This window comes from Kitasatospora sp. NPDC101155 (assembly GCF_044768305.1).
Classification (GTDB): domain Bacteria; phylum Actinomycetota; class Actinomycetes; order Streptomycetales; family Streptomycetaceae; genus Kitasatospora.
In genome coordinates this window covers 51517-64960 of sequence record NZ_JBIWPN010000024.1, presented here as the reverse complement: position 1 = coordinate 64960, position 13444 = coordinate 51517, and the positions used below count along the sequence as shown (strand labels likewise).

Below are 13444 nucleotides of genomic sequence, written 5' to 3'. Positions count from 1 at the left end.
TGATTCTCTCCGGGATTCAGGACAGGAAGTGACCGCAATGGTCCGTACCGTGGTTCTTGTCCGAGGGATCAGGAACCGAACGGAAGGCCAGAGCCATGACCACCACCTCCGCCGCCAACGCCAACGCCAAGACCACCGTCACCGGCGAGCGCGCCGACCTCCTGGTGGCGCTTGAGAAGCAGCGGCACTTCCTGCGGTTCACCACCCGCGACCTCACCGACGAGCAGGCCGGCGCGCGGAGCACCGTGAGCGAGCTGTGCCTGGGCGGGCTGATCAAGCACGTCACCTCGGTCGAGCGCCTCTGGGCGAACTTCATCGTGGAGGGCCCCTCCGCGATGCCCGACTTCACCGCCTGGACCGAGGCCGACTTCGCCCGCCGTGCCGACGAGTTCCGCATGCTGCCCGGTGAGACGCTGGCCGCTGTGCTCGCCGAGTACGCCGAAGCGGCCCTCCGCACGGACGAGTTGGTGGCCACTCTGGCCGACCTGAGTGCCACTCAGCCGCTGCCGAAGGCCCCGTGGTTCGAGGCCGACGCCGAGTGGTCGGCCCGCCGGGTGCTGATGCACATCGTCGCCGAGACCGCCCAGCACGCGGGCCACGCCGACATCATCCGCGAGGCCCTGGACGGCGCGAAGAGCATGGGCTGAGGCGGACGGGGTCTGCCGCCGGGGTCCGGGCGGCAGACCCCACCGCACCGGAGTCAGACCTGGCCGACGAAGGTGAACCCGGCCCCGTCCACCGCGCTGCGCAGCGCCGTCTCCTCCAGCGGCTGGGCCGAGGCCACGGTGACCCGGCCGCTCGGCGCGTCCGCGACGACGCCGGTGACACCGGGGATGGCGGCCAGCCCGGCGCTCACGGTCTTCTCGCAGTGGCCACAGCTCATGCCGTCGACGGTGAGGACGGTGGTGATGGACATGACGGTGCCTCCGATAGGGCAGCTGGTGGGTTTGGAGCGGTCGAACCGGTCGACCCGCACCACAACACCCCAATCCGACGCCGTTCCCCAGGAACACGCCACACGGGTGGCACCTTCGAGTGGTTCCGGGAACCGACCGCACCCCGCGTCCGACAGGAGCCGCCGGCACCCCCCGCTGAACCGCCACCGCCCGACTGCCCGTCCCTCCTGATGCACCCCTTTTGACCCAGCTCAGGAGTTGCTCCGCATGGCGGCCACCTCGCTGAACCACTGGAAGCACTGGAAGCCCTGGCACGGCGCGCTCGCCCTGGCGCTGGTCTCGGCGGTGACGGCGGGCCTGCTGTGGTGGCAGCCCTGGCACACCGGACCGGCCTCGCTGGCCTTCACCACCGCGCCCGGCGGCTCCGCCCGCTTCGGCACGGGGGAGCACCTCTACCGCTACAAGGTGCGGGTGGAGAACGGGATAGCCGAGCGCCCCGAGCAGTTCGCCACTGAGGTGGACGCCGTCCTCGGCGACACCGTCGCGGCTGGGCCGCCGGCCGTCGGCTCCACCCACCTTGCACGACCCACTGCACGGAGCACGGCGCAGCACCGACACAGCACGGACGGACCACTACGCGGACCACGGACGCGGCAAGGCCCCGGAGCACGGATAATCACTGGTCGGGCCGGGTGTCACCGAAAGGCCGACACCCGGTCCGAACCATGATCGTCAAGCGTGTGCACGTGGAGGAAGCCGTGATCGACGGGGAGAGCCTGGACTGGCCGGTGCTGTTGGAGGCCGCCGAGGCGGCCGCCCGGGCGACCACCGGCCGCGGCCGGGTCGCCGACTACATCCCGGCCCTCGCCACGGCGGACCCGGAGGCCTTCGGCATGGCCGTGGCCACCGTCGACGGCGAGCTGTACGGCGTCGGCGACTGGGAGCAGCCGTTCTCCATCCAGAGCGTCTCCAAGCTGTTCTCCCTGGCGCTCGCCCTGGCCCACAGCCGCGACGGCGGTGACGCCCTCTGGCGGGGCGTCGGCCGTGAGCCCTCCGGCAACCCCTTCAACTCCCTGGTGCAGCTGGAGACCGAGCACGGCATCCCGCGCAACCCCTTCATCAACGCCGGCGCCCTGGTGGTCACCGACCGCCTGCAGTCGCTGACCGGCGACGCCTCCGGCGCCGTACGGGAGTTCCTGCGCCACGAGTCCGGCAACCCCCTGCTGGACACCGACCCGGTGATCGCCGCCTCCGAGGCCGAGCACGGCCACCGCAACGCCGCGCTCGCCCACTTCATCGCCAGCCACGGCAACCTGGAGAACCCGGTCGAGACGGTCCTCGACCACTACTACGCCCACTGCGCCGTCGCCGCGAGCTGCCGCGACCTCGTGCTGGCCGGCTCCTTCCTCGCCCGCTACGGCGTGCGCACCGACGGCACCCGGCTGATGTCCCGCAGCGAGGCCAAGCGCGTCAACGCCGTCCTCCTCACCTGCGGCACCTACGACGCCGCCGGCGAGTTCGCCTTCCGCGTCGGCCTGCCCGGCAAGAGCGGCGTCGGGGGCGGCATCCTCGCCATACTCCCCGGCCGCGCCGCCGTCTGCGCCTGGGGCCCCCGCCTCGACCAGGCCGGCAACTCCGTCGCCGCCGTCACCGCCCTCGACACCCTCACCACCCTCTCCGGCTGCTCGGTGTTCTGACCGGGCCATCGCCTCCCCTCCACCCGCGCCCCCATCACCCACGCCCACCCGCGCCCACCCACCCACCACCTCGCTACCCTGACACCGGTCCACGCCCGACCAGTCGGGCACGCGGGTGGGAAGTTGGGGGAACGGCCGGTGGAGCACCGTGCGCTGGTGGTGGGGGTCGAGGGCGAGGCGGGCGATCCGGCCGACGAGGGGCCGCGCGAGTGGCCGCGGCTCGACTACGCACCGGCCTGCGCCGACCGGCTGCGCACCATCCTGACCGAGGACTACCGCTACGGCCTGGTGGAAGCCCCCGACGATCCGGCCGCCACCGCCGCCGCGCTGTCGGAGGCGGTCCGGGCCGCCCTGGACAGCGGCCCGGGCTTCGTCATCGTCCACCTCCTCGCCCACGGCAAACGCTCCGACCGGATCGACAAGGGCCTCCACGTGGTCGGCGGCGACGGCCTCCTCACCGACGAGCTGTCCACCTGGATCAGCGGCATCGAGTCCAGCACGGACGACAACCGCCCGACCGTCCTGCTCCTGCTCGACCTCTGCTACTCCGGCCGGGTCGTGTGGAGCCACTTCGCCAGCGTGGCCCGGCCCGAGCGGCGCCGGGTCTGGGTGGTCGCCGCCAGCCTTCCCGACGAGCCCGCGTACGACGGCCGGCTGAGCTCCGCCGTGGCCGAGGTGCTCGACGGCTTCACCGACGGTTCGCTGCCGCTCGACGAGTCCCTGGAGTACATCCCGATCGACCGCTTCTGCCGCGAACTCGCCCGCAGGGTCGAGGAATTGGGCCGGGGCGGCCCCGAGCAGCGGATCGAGCGCCCGATGGCCACGCTGGGCGCCGACCTGAGCCATCTGCGCTTCTTCCGCAATCCCCGCCACCGCCCCGGCGCCTCGACCGACCCTCAACTGGCCGCCCTGCTCGACGAGACCGCCGACCCCGGCCACTTCGCCACCCGCGCCCTCGGCCACCAACAGGCGTACGGCGCCCACGTGTCGACCTCCTTCACCGGCCGCGCCGAGGAGCTCGCCCGGCTCGGCGAGTGGCTCGACGGGCAGGGCCCGGCGCTCCGGGTCGTCACCGGCAAGCCCGGCGTGGGCAAGTCCGCGCTGATGGGCATGCTCGCCTGCGCCGCGCACCCCGAGCTGCGCGCGCCCACCCAGCACATCTGGAGCGCCCTGCGCCGACTGGCGCCCCGCAAGGTCCCCGAGCTCGCCGTGGTCCACGCCCGGAAACGCGGACTGGCGGAGGTCGTGGCCTCCCTCGCCTCCCAATGGGGCCTCCCGCTCCCCGCGGACAGCGGCCAGTGGACGGCCGACCGGCTGATCCGCGCCCTGTACGCCCTGCCGGCCCCTCCGGTCCTGCTGCTCGACGCGCTCGACGAGGCCGAACAGCCGGTCGACCTGCTCACCGCGCTGCTGCTGCCGCTGACCTCCCGCCGCCGGCGGGACGACGCACCGCTCTGCCGGGTCCTGGTCGCCACCCGCCCGGAGCCCGGCCTCCGCCCGCTGCTCGACGCCGCCCGCGCCCGGGACGGCCTGCTCGACCTCGGCCTCGTCCCCCGGGAGCAGCTGGGCCGAGACCTCGCCGACTACGTCGCCGAGCTGCTCAGCCGCTCGGACGCCTATGCCGCCCACCCGGTCGCCCTGGTCGAGCGGCTGGCCTCGACGGTTGCCGAGACCCTGGTCTCGGAGGAGCAGGAGTGGGGCGAGTTCCTGGTGGCGAGCCTCTACATCCGGCTACTGCTGAAGCAGTTGCCTCCGCTCCGTACGCCGGGCGACGCCGAGGCCCTGGGCCGGGCCGTTCCCCGGACCCTCGACGAGATCCTCGACCTGGACCTCAGCCACCAGCCCGACCAGGGCATGCGGGTGGTGCTGACCGCCCTCGCCTGGGCCGAGGGCGCCGGCCTGCCGGAGCGGCTGCTCGGTTTGGCGGCCGGCACCACCGGCACCGGCCCGCTGCTGGAGGAGGCCCGCTTCTACCTGCGGCGCTCCGCCGACCAGGAGGGCACGCCGGTGTACCGGCTGTTCCACCAGGGGCTCGCCGACCGGTTGCGTGCCCGCCCCGAGCTGAACGCCCGGGTGGTGTGGGAGCGGCTCGCCGCCGACATCCGCCCCGGGCGGTGGGACCTCGCCGAGCCCTACCTGCTCCGGCACGCCGCCCGCCACGCCGGCCGGGCGCGGGCACTGCCCGAGCTGCTGGAGGACCCGGAGTTCCTGGTCCACGCCGACCCGTCGGCGCTGGCGGCCGAGTTCTACCACCACGGCGAGCAGCACCCTCACAGCGTCGTCTACCGGGCGTCCCTGGGTGCCCACAGCGACGCCACCCCGGCGGAGCGTCGACAGATCCTCGCCGTCGACGCCGCCCGCTACCAGTCGTGGGAGCTGTACCGGGCGCTGTCCGGCGGCAGTCCGTGGACCATCCGCTGGACCGCCGGACGCCCGCTGCCGACCAGGCTGCTCACCACCCTGATCGGCCACCGGGGCAAGATCTGGGACCTGACCACACTGGAGATCCACGGTCGGGCCCACGCGCTCACGGCGGGCCAGGACGGCACGGCGCGGCTCTGGGACCTGCGGACGGCGACCACCGTGCTCGAACTCCCCGACCACGGCACCCCGGTGGGCTGCGTAGCCGCCGCCGAGGTGGCCGGCCGACCGGTCGCGGTGACCGGCTGCGACGACGGCAGGCTCCGGGCCTGGGACCTGACCAGTGGCCGCCGGCTCTGGACCGTCGAGGCACACAACGGCCCGGTCTGGACGGTCGTCACCCTGACGGTCGACGGCGCGCTCCTGCTCGCCAGCGCGGGGGAGGACGAGCGGATCCGCCACTGGGACCTGACGACCGGCTCGCCGGCGGCCACCATCGCCCTGCCCAAGTACAGCGGCACCGTCCAACGGCTCGCCCGCTACCGCGACAGCGGTGTGCTCGCCTACCACGAGGGCGGCGAGGTGACCGCCTGGGCGGCGGACGGCACCCGGATCGCCGTCGGCGAGCACACCGACCAGGCGGACCGGATCACCGCGGCCACGCCCATCGACGACCACCGCGCGGAGATCGCCACCGCCCACCGATCCGCAGCCGTGAGCCTGTTCGGGCGCACCGTCCGCCCGCGGAGCAGGGAGGCCACTCACGCGGCCGAGATCACCGTGCTCACCGCCGCGAACCAGCCCGACGGCGACCGGCGCCGGTACCTCCTCACCGGAAGCGACGACGGCACCGTCCGGATGGCGGACATCGACTACGTCTTCGTGCAGGGCGTGCCCAACGAACGCTGGCGGGTGGTCGCGAACCACACCACGGCGGTCACCGCGGTCACCGACGCCACGGTGGACGGCCGCTGGCGGCTGCTCACCGCCGGCGAGGGCGGCACCGTGCGGGTCTGGGATCCGGACGGGAGGTCCGTCCAGCGCCAGCGCCGGGGCCACCGGCACGCGGTCACTGCCCTGGCGCTCCTACCGGACGGCCGGCTGGCGTCGGCCAGCGGGGACGGCGAGATCGCCGTGCTCAACGCGGACCGCGCCGACGACCGCGACCGGTTCCGCTTCCTCACCGGGAACTGGCCGCACACCATCGCGGCGGGTTCCGCCGGCCCCGTACCGCTGCTGCTCGTGGCCGGTCAGGGCCACGGCCTCCTCGGCTTCGAACCGGACGGCGAGCGGTACTGGATATCTCCGGCCCAGCAGCACCGGAGCACCGCGATCGCCACCGTCCACCTGGACGACGGCACCGAGCACGCCGTCACCGGGGACGAGGACGGCCACGTGTGGCTCCACCACCGCGACCAGCCCGGCCTGACCGGCCACCTCATGCGAGCGGGCGCCGAAGTGCTGTCCGTCACGACCATCGGCGGCACCGTTCTGGCCGGGGACCGGCGCGGGGCCGTCTGGAAGGCGGACGCGCGCACCCGAGCCAAGCCCGAGCGCCTGTACATGAACGCCGGTTCGGACGTCCACGCGCTCGCGGTGTCGACGGTCGACGGCCGCCCGTACGTCCTCAGCGGCCACAGCGACGGCAGCCTGCACCTCGTCGCGCTCGACGGCACGTCCCGTCGCGACCTCCCCGGTCACACCCGCGCCGTCTTCGCCATCGCCTCCGCCCTGCTCGACGGCCGCCCCGTCGCCCTCACCGGCGGCCTCGACCGCTGCCTGCGGATCTGGGACCTCACCGGCGGCACCCAGCTCCACCGACTCTGGTTCCCCGACAGCGTCTTCGCCATCGCCGTCGGCCCCGACGGCGGTGTGTTCGTCGGCGTGGGCCCGGACATCATCCGCCTCGACCTCGATCCCTCCGGCCCCGTCCTGCGCCCCGCGCCGCCGACCCCAGGAGTGCCCGCATGACCCCGATCGTCGCCGTCCACGGCGTGGGCCACCACGCCCCCGCCCACTCCCCCGAGTCCGTCGTTGCCGCCCGCTCCCGCCGCTGGGCCGAGGACCTCGCCCAGGGCCTGGGCCTCGGCCCCGAGCGCCTCGACCTCCGCTACGCCTACTACGCGCACCACCTGCACGCCGGCCGGCCCACCGCCCAGGGCGGCGCCGACGACGACGCGGACCTCGACCGCCTCGAACGGGACGACCCCACCGCCGCCGCCCTGGCCGCCGACTGGGCCGAGGCCCTGGGTCTGCCGGGGGCGACCGCACAGGGCCGACTCGCCATCCCGCTGCGCCACTTCGCGGGCATGGTCGCCCGCCACCTCAGCCTGGACGGCCGGCTGACCAGGGCGTTCATCGCGACGCTGTTCCGCGACGTCGCCCGCTACCTCGGTGAGCCGACGGCCCGCGAGGCCGCCCGCGAGACCGTCGCCGCGGCCATCGGCGACCGCGGGGCGCGGATCGTGATCGCCCACTCCCTCGGCAGCGTGGTCACCTACGAGGCGCTGCACGCCCGTCCGGAGCTGGAGGTCGACCTCCTGCTCACCCTCGGCTCGCCGCTGGCCCTCCCCCACGGCGTGTTCCACCGGCTCTCCCCCGCCCCCGAGGACGACGTCGGCCGGCGCCCGCCGGGCGTGCGGCGCTGGGTCAACATCAGCGACCACGGCGACCCGGTGGCCGTCCCCCGCCCGCTGACCCGCCGTTTCCCCGACGTGGACGAGGACCTCACCGAGAGCATCTCGCTCTTCGACTTCCACACCGCCGCCCGCTACCTCCGCTCCGCCGCCGTGGCTACGGCCGTTCGCACACACCTGTGACAGCAGTTCGGGCCCGGCCGCACACACCGCGACCGGGCCCGAGCGCCGTACGAACTACCTCACGAACTACGGGACTTACTCCACCGTCACGCTCTTCGCCAGATTGCGCGGCTTGTCCACGTCCCGCTCAAGGGCGACGGCGGCGTGGTAGGCCAGCAGCTGCAGCGGGATGTTGAGCAGCAGCGGGTCCAACTCCGGCTCGCTCTTGGGGACCAGGATGCAGTGGTCGGCGAGCTTCTCCTCGGGGCGGCGGTGGGCGACGGCGATGACCCGGCCGTGGCGGGCCTTGATCTCGCCGAGGGTGGTGAGGTTCTTGTCGAGCAGCTCGTCGTCCGGGACGAGGGCCACGGTGGGCAGTTCGGGGCTGATCAGGGCCAGCGGGCCGTGCTTGAGCTCGCTCGCCGGGTAGGCCTCGGCGTGGACGTAGGAGATCTCCTTGAGCTTCTGCGCGCCCTCACGGGCGACCGGGTAGCCGCGGACCCGGCCGATGAACATCATGCCGCTGGAGTCGGCGTACTCGGCGGCGAGCCGGGCGATCGCGTCGCTCTGCTCGAGGACCTCGCGGATCTGGTCCGGCAGGGCCTGCAGGGCCGAGACGATCCGGCGGCCGTCGGCGGGCGAGAGGTCGTGGATGCGGCCGAAGTGCAGGGCGAGCAGGGCGAAGGCGACCACGGTGGAGGTGAACGCCTTGGTGGAGGCGACCGAGACCTCGGGGCCGGCGTGCAGGTAGATGCCGCCGTCGCACTCGCGGGCGATCGCGCTGCCCACGGTGTTGACGACGCCGAGCACCCGGCCGCCCTTGCGCTTGATCTCCTGGACGGCGGCCAGCGTGTCGTAGGTCTCGCCGGACTGGCTGACCGCGACGTACAGGGTGTCCGCCTCGATCACCGGGTTGCGGTAGCGGAACTCGGAGGCCGGCTCGCTGTGGGCGGGGATCCGGGCCAGCTCCTCGATCAGCTGCGCGCCCATCTCGCCCGCGTAGTAGGCGGATCCGCAGCCGAGGATCTTCACCCGGCGGATCTCGCGCAGCTCCCGGGCGTCCAGGTTGAGGCCGCCGAGGTGGGCGGTGCTGAAGCGCTCGTCCAGCCGACCGCTGAGGGTGCGCTCGACCGAGGTGGGCTGCTCGTGGATCTCCTTGAGCAGGAAGTGCTCGTAGCCGGCGGTGTCGTAGGAGTCGATCTCCCAGTCCACGGTGGACGGCTGGCGGTGGGTGGTGCGGGCGTCCGAGGTGAAGGTGCGGAAGCCGTCGGCGCGGACGGTGGCCAGCTCGCCGTCCTCCAGGTGCACGACCTGGCGGGTGTAGCGGACCAGGGCGGAGACGTCGGAGGCGACGAACATCTCCTTCTCGCCGAGGCCGAGCACGATCGGGCTGCCGTTGCGGGCGACCACGATGCGGTCCGGCTGCTCGGCGTCCAGCACCGCGATGCCGTAGGTGCCGACGACACGGCCGAGCGCCGCGCGGACGGCGTCCTCCAGCTCGACGCCCTCGGTGGCGTGTGCGGCGATCAGGTGGGAGAGCACCTCGGTGTCGGTCTCGGAGCGGAACACGGCGCCGTCGGCGGTCAGCTTGGCGCGCAGCTCGTCGGCGTTCTCGATGATGCCGTTGTGGACGACGGCGATCCGCTCGGCGGTGTCCAGGTGCGGGTGGGCGTTGGCGTCGCTGGGGACGCCGTGGGTGGCCCAGCGGGTGTGGCCGATGCCGGTGGTGCCCTTGAACCGGGCCGGCACGGCCGCCGCGAGGTCGGCGACCCGGCCCTTGACCTTGCGGAGCTTGATCCCGCCGGTGCGCCCGGCGACGGCGACGCCGGCCGAGTCGTACCCGCGGTACTCCAGCCGGGCCAGCCCCTCCAGCAGGAAGGGGGTCGCGTCCTTGGGGCCGATGTAGGCCACGATTCCGCACATGCGTGATCTCCTCTTGGGAAGGTCGGATCTGGAGAAGGTCGGGTCTCGGGACGGTCGCGCGGCCTGGCGGGGTGGGGGGCGGCGCTCAGCCGTAGACGATCCGGCGCAACTGGCGGGCCGAGAGCTCCGGCGCCGCGACGCGGCGGGCGGAGAGCTCCTCGGCGAGCCGGGCGAAGATCCGCTCGTTGGTCAGGCCGCGTGCCTGGAGCTCGCCGTGGCGGCGACGCACGTACTCCTCGGTGCTCTCGGAGAAGTACGCCAGCACCTCCGCCACGACCCGCGCCGCCTCCCGGGGCCCGAGCGGGCTGGTCCGGGTGAGGTGGGCGAGGAGGTCTTCGTGAGGGTGGGGTGAGCTCGGCACGAGTGAGGACTCTAGGTCGCGCCGCCCGCCGAAGCCAAAGATCTTGCCCGAATTCGGGCAGACTTTGCGACTTTCAGCTCAGGCAGCCAGATGGACGCCCGCCCGTCACCCTCCCGACAGGCCCTTGAAGCGGCGCCGATTCCACACGTAGCGTGATCCGGAGAACACGCAGCGGAAGACCGGAGGCTTGCTGATGTGCGGGATCACCGGATGGGTCGCCTTCGAACACGACCTCACCGCCGAACGGGACGTCCTCGACGCGATGACGGCCACCCAGCTCTGCCGCGGCCCGGACGCCGGGGGCGTCCACCTGCAGCCGCACGCCGCGCTCGGCCACCGCCGACTCGCGGTGATCGACGTCGAGGGCGGCGTCCAGCCGATGACGGTCGAGCACGACGGCCGACTGCTGGCCGCGCTCACCTACAGCGGCGAGGTCTACAACCACCGCGAGCTGCGCGCGGAACTGGAGGCGGCCGGGCACCGCTTCCGCACCCGCAGCGACACCGAGGTCGTGCTGCACGCCTACCTGGAGTGGGGCGAGCGCCTGGCCGAGCGGCTCAACGGCATGTTCGCCTTCGCGATCTGGGACGCCCGGCGCGAGGAGCTGCTGCTGGTCCGCGACCGGATGGGCGTCAAGCCGCTGCACTACCACCCCACCCCGGACGGCGTGCTCTTCGGCTCCGAGGTCAAGGCGATCCTGGCCCACCCCTCGGTGCGCCCGGTGGTCGACCTGGACGGGCTGCGCGAACTGCTCGCCCACACCCGCACCCCCGGCCTCACCCCGTACCGGGGCATCCACGAGGTCCGGCCGGGACACGTGGTGCGGGTGCGCCGCGAGGGCATCTCGGTACGCCGGTACTGGGCGCTGGAGGCGCGCGAGCACACCGACTCGCTGGAGGCCACCGTCGCCACCGTCCGGGCCCTGCTGGACGACATCGTCCACCGCCAGCTGGACTCGGACGTGCCGCTGTGCTCGCTGCTCTCCGGCGGCCTGGACTCCAGCGCCGTCACCGCCCTCGCCGCGATGACGCTGCGCCGGGCCGGGGCCGGCCCGGTGCGCTCCTTCTCCGTCGACTTCACCGGCCAGAACCGGAACTTCCACACCGACGAGGTGCGGCAGACCCAGGACAGCCCCTACGCCGAGCTGCTCGCCGAGCACGTCGGCGCCGACCACACGGTGATCGAGCTGGACGCCGCCGAGCTCACCGACCTGTCCCGGCGCGCCACCGTGCTGCGCGCCCGCGACCTGCCGAACGGCGTCGGCGACATGGACATCTCGCTGCTGCTGCTCTTCCGGGGCGTGCGCCGGGAGTCCACCGTGGCGCTGTCCGGCGAGTCCGCCGACGAGCTGTTCGGCGGCTACCGCTGGTTCCACGACCCGACGACCGTCGCCACCGAGGACTTCCCCTGGCTCGCCGGCATGGCCACCATCGCCGGCCCCGGTTCCGTCCCGCGCGAACACCTGCTGGACGCCGGCCTGCTCACCAAGCTCGACCTGGACGGCTACCGCAGGGCCCGCTACCGCGAGGCGATCGCCGAGGTCCCGCACCTGGACCACGCCGACCCGCTGGAGCGGCGGATGCGCGAGATCTCCTACCTCAACCTGACCCGCTTCGTCTGCATCCTGCTCGACCGCAAGGACCGGATGAGCATGGCCAACGGGCTGGAGGTGCGGGTGCCGTTCTGCGACCACCGGCTGGTCCAGTACGTCTTCAACACCCCGTGGGCGATGAAGAGCTTCGACGGACGGGAGAAGAGCCTGCTGCGCGCCGCCGTCCGGGACGTACTGCCGGCCGCGATCGCCGACCGGGTGAAGAGCCCGTACCCGGTCACCGCCGACCCGCACTACCCGGCGCTGCTGCGCGCCGAACTCGCCCAACTCGCCGCCGGGCACGAGTCCCCCGCCCTCGGCCTGCTCGACCGGGGCCGGCTCGCCGCCGCGCTCGCCCCGGACACCGACCCGCGGTCGGTCCTGCTGAGCGTCGACTTCGCGCTGGACCTGGACGCCTGGCTGACGGAGTACCAGGTGACGCTGGAGCTCTGACCCTTGTGACCGGACGGGTGCGGCGGCCCGGGCGCGGGCCGCCGCACCCGTCCGGGTGATCATCGCCCATCCGATGGTGCAGGGCGGCCCGCCCCGCCCGGTCGTCGCACGATGCGGTAGCGTCGCCGACACCTCCCGATTGGCGGGCGAAAACGCGGCTTCCCGCCCCCCGCGCCGTCAGGATGGGAGCGAACCGTTCACCTCGATCCGCCGGGGGATCCCGTCATGCAGCCGCGAGTATTCGCGATTCTCACCGCCGTGCTCCTGGGCGTCCTGGGCCTCGGCTCGGTGGCCGTCACCGACTGGTCGCCCGCGGCGGCCGGCGAGGCCCCGGCCGTCGCCGGCACCGCCCCCGGCGCCCAGCCGGCCGTGGCGGGCACCGCGAGCGCCACCCCGACCGGCGACCCGGCGGTGTGGACCCGCTCGACGCTGCGCAACAAGCTGATGGCCGAGATGGACGCCACCGACCCCGGCGTCGCCCTCGCCGACCTCGACCGGATCACCAAGGAGAAGCCGTACACCGTGCGCTTCTGCCACCCGGTCGCGCACGAACTCGGCCACGCGGCGGTCAAGCGCTACCACGAGGACTTCCAGAAGGTCATCTCCTTCCCGCACGAGACCTGCGCGGCCGGCTACCTGCACGGCGCGGTCGAGGAGATGCTCAACGCCTCCACCCAGCCCGAGGTGGACCTGCTCAAGCTGTGCGCCCCCAAGAACACCGGCCCCTGCATCCACGGCGTCGGCCACGGCACCATGTTCGTCGCCAAGCAGGACGTCGCCAAGGCGCGCGGCCTGTGCAGCGAGTTCACCACCGAGCAGAACCGGATCCGCTGCTCCGAGGGCCTGTTCATGCAGCTCTTCGGCCCGGACGAGGAGGACGAGCAGGCCAAGGCGAACCTGCCCGCCGACAAGCTCGCCCAGGACCCGCTGTACCCGTGCAAGGACCAGCCGGCGCTGTTCCAGTCCGCCTGTTACTTCTACGCCCCGACCTTCTACCTCTCCTCGCACGACTACCCGAACCACCCCGAGGTCTACGCCGAGGCCCTCAAGTGGTGCCTCAACGGCAAGGCCAACGGCGGGGCCGTGGACTGCAGCCGGGGCGTCGGCTCGCGCACCATGAAGTACAACCTGGACCGCGAGGACTGGGCCGCCCAGCAGTGCGCCACCGCCGCCGACGGCTGGCAGCGCAAGGCCTGCACGGAGGGGCTGGTCAGCTACTACACGGTCAACTACACCGACGGCGGCGCGGCCGGACGGCTCTGCGCGAAGATCAGCAACAAGGAGATGCAGGGCTACTGCCGCTCCGCGAGCGGACTGTCCACCTCGCTGGACTGACCCACCCTGTCCCGGCACGAGGGCCCGCG

Annotated in this window: 10 protein-coding genes; 7 read left to right on the top strand and 3 right to left on the bottom strand. The window is 73.3% G+C overall.

Annotation, left to right across the window (positions count from 1 at the left end; translation table 11 throughout):
• The first annotated feature begins 95 nt into the window (after nucleotides 1-95).
• Complete coding sequence (locus ACIRYZ_RS29415; RefSeq protein ID WP_402949852.1) at nucleotides 96-647, top strand: DinB family protein; 552 nt, start codon at nucleotides 96-98, stop codon at nucleotides 645-647.
• A 53-nt stretch (nucleotides 648-700) separates the two neighbouring features.
• Here ACIRYZ_RS29415 and ACIRYZ_RS29410 read toward each other — a convergent pair whose 3' ends face one another.
• Entirely contained in the window at nucleotides 701-916 is a 216-nt protein-coding gene (locus ACIRYZ_RS29410; protein ID WP_402949850.1) for a heavy-metal-associated domain-containing protein, read from the bottom strand.
• 247 nt (nucleotides 917-1163) lie between these two features.
• Between ACIRYZ_RS29410 and ACIRYZ_RS29405 the strand changes: the two genes are divergently transcribed.
• The 4 genes from ACIRYZ_RS29405 to ACIRYZ_RS29390 all read left to right on the top strand — a co-directional run bounded on the left by ACIRYZ_RS29405 (nucleotide 1164) and on the right by ACIRYZ_RS29390 (nucleotide 7773).
• Nucleotides 1164-1625, top strand: coding sequence for a hypothetical protein (locus tag ACIRYZ_RS29405; protein ID WP_402949847.1), 462 nt, complete (start codon nucleotides 1164-1166; stop codon nucleotides 1623-1625).
• Nucleotides 1622-2593 (top strand): glutaminase, encoded by a 972-nt coding sequence (locus tag ACIRYZ_RS29400; RefSeq protein ID WP_402949845.1) that lies wholly within the window; start codon nucleotides 1622-1624, stop codon nucleotides 2591-2593. The genes ACIRYZ_RS29405 and ACIRYZ_RS29400 overlap by 4 nt, the downstream gene beginning before the upstream one ends.
• A 138-nt stretch (nucleotides 2594-2731) precedes the next feature.
• Entirely contained in the window at nucleotides 2732-6925 is a 4194-nt protein-coding gene (locus ACIRYZ_RS29395; RefSeq protein ID WP_402949842.1) for a hypothetical protein, read from the top strand.
• Nucleotides 6922-7773: a serine peptidase gene (locus ACIRYZ_RS29390; RefSeq protein WP_402949840.1), complete on the top strand. Its 852-nt coding sequence runs from the start codon at nucleotides 6922-6924 to the stop codon at nucleotides 7771-7773. The genes ACIRYZ_RS29395 and ACIRYZ_RS29390 overlap by 4 nt, the downstream gene beginning before the upstream one ends.
• Before the next feature lie 75 nt (nucleotides 7774-7848).
• On the opposite strand, the gene glmS is transcribed toward ACIRYZ_RS29390, so the two are convergent.
• Nucleotides 7849-9675 carry a glutamine--fructose-6-phosphate transaminase (isomerizing) gene (gene glmS, locus ACIRYZ_RS29385; protein WP_402949838.1) on the bottom strand — a complete coding sequence of 609 codons (1827 nt, stop codon included), beginning with the start codon at nucleotides 9673-9675 and terminating at the stop codon, nucleotides 7849-7851.
• An 85-nt stretch (nucleotides 9676-9760) separates the two neighbouring features.
• A complete protein-coding gene (locus ACIRYZ_RS29380; RefSeq protein WP_393029042.1) occupies nucleotides 9761-10036 on the bottom strand; it encodes a hypothetical protein in 276 nt (91 codons plus the stop codon).
• 193 nt (nucleotides 10037-10229) lie between these two features.
• Here ACIRYZ_RS29380 and asnB point away from each other — a divergent pair, with 193 nt between their 5' ends.
• A complete protein-coding gene (gene asnB, locus ACIRYZ_RS29375) occupies nucleotides 10230-12080 on the top strand; it encodes an asparagine synthase (glutamine-hydrolyzing) (protein WP_402949835.1) in 1851 nt (616 codons plus the stop codon).
• A 225-nt stretch (nucleotides 12081-12305) separates the two neighbouring features.
• The gene (locus tag ACIRYZ_RS29370; protein ID WP_402949832.1) at nucleotides 12306-13415 is read left to right on the top strand and encodes a hypothetical protein; all 1110 of its coding nucleotides are present in this window, start codon (nucleotides 12306-12308) and stop codon (nucleotides 13413-13415) included.
• The last annotated feature ends 29 nt before the right edge of the window (nucleotides 13416-13444 follow it).

Coding starts and splice junctions, on each gene's coding strand:
- ACIRYZ_RS29370 (WP_402949832.1), top strand. CDS start 12,306: ATGCAGCCGCGAGTATTCGCGATTCTCACCGCCGTGCTCCTGGGCGTC.
- ACIRYZ_RS29390 (WP_402949840.1), top strand. CDS start 6,922: ATGACCCCGATCGTCGCCGTCCACGGCGTGGGCCACCACGCCCCCGCC.
- ACIRYZ_RS29410 (WP_402949850.1), bottom strand. CDS start 916: ATGTCCATCACCACCGTCCTCACCGTCGACGGCATGAGCTGTGGCCAC.
- ACIRYZ_RS29405 (WP_402949847.1), top strand. CDS start 1,164: ATGGCGGCCACCTCGCTGAACCACTGGAAGCACTGGAAGCCCTGGCAC.
- ACIRYZ_RS29400 (WP_402949845.1), top strand. CDS start 1,622: ATGATCGTCAAGCGTGTGCACGTGGAGGAAGCCGTGATCGACGGGGAG.
- asnB (WP_402949835.1), top strand. CDS start 10,230: ATGTGCGGGATCACCGGATGGGTCGCCTTCGAACACGACCTCACCGCC.
- ACIRYZ_RS29415 (WP_402949852.1), top strand. CDS start 96: ATGACCACCACCTCCGCCGCCAACGCCAACGCCAAGACCACCGTCACC.
- glmS (WP_402949838.1), bottom strand. CDS start 9,675: ATGTGCGGAATCGTGGCCTACATCGGCCCCAAGGACGCGACCCCCTTC.